The sequence below is a fragment of the Micromonospora sp. M51 genome (assembly GCF_018070305.1).
Classification (GTDB): Bacteria; Actinomycetota; Actinomycetes; order Mycobacteriales; family Micromonosporaceae; genus Micromonospora; species Micromonospora parva.
Map to the genome: position 1 here is coordinate 1 of NZ_JAGPXZ010001439.1, position 555 is coordinate 555.

A 555-nucleotide genomic window follows, 5' to 3' on the forward strand; every position below is an offset into this window, starting at 1 on the left:
CTGTACGCGCAGGCGGTCGACTCGACCGGCAACGTCGGCAACGGATCCACCGAACTCATCGTCGACCGCTCGTCACCGCCGGTGGCCCGTTGGGGGCTGGAGGTCTATCCCGGGGTGGACCAGGCGGAGGCGCTCACGGACCGGCAGCCGGCACTGAACGGCAGGACGGACCTGACTGCGGCGACCGGGGTGACGTGGACGCCGGACATCCGGTTGATCGCGGGGCGGACCGCCTCACTCAACACCAGCAGCACCTCGAATCTCTCCGCCAGTGGCCCGGTCGTCGACACGTCGATGAGCTTCTCGGCGGCGGCCTGGGTGCGGCTTCGCTCGGCCGCGGACTGCGTCGGCAACCAGACCGTGATGTCGGTGGACGGGGTCCAGGCCAGCGCATTCTTCCTCGCCTATGACTGCGCGTCGCGATCGTGGCGGATGCGGGTCTCCGACCGCGACCAGGCAGTCCCGCTCCTGACCAGCGCCGTCGCCCCGGCGGTGATCAACCAGTGGACCCACGTGGCGGGCAGCTGGGACGCGAACGAGCGGAAGGTTCTGCTG

Annotated in this window: 1 protein-coding gene; it reads left to right on the forward strand. The window is 70.1% G+C overall.

Features of this window, described 5'->3' with window-relative positions:
* The coding region (locus tag KBX53_RS35320; protein ID WP_247676656.1) for a LamG domain-containing protein at window positions 1-555 on the forward strand (555 nt) is incomplete at both ends.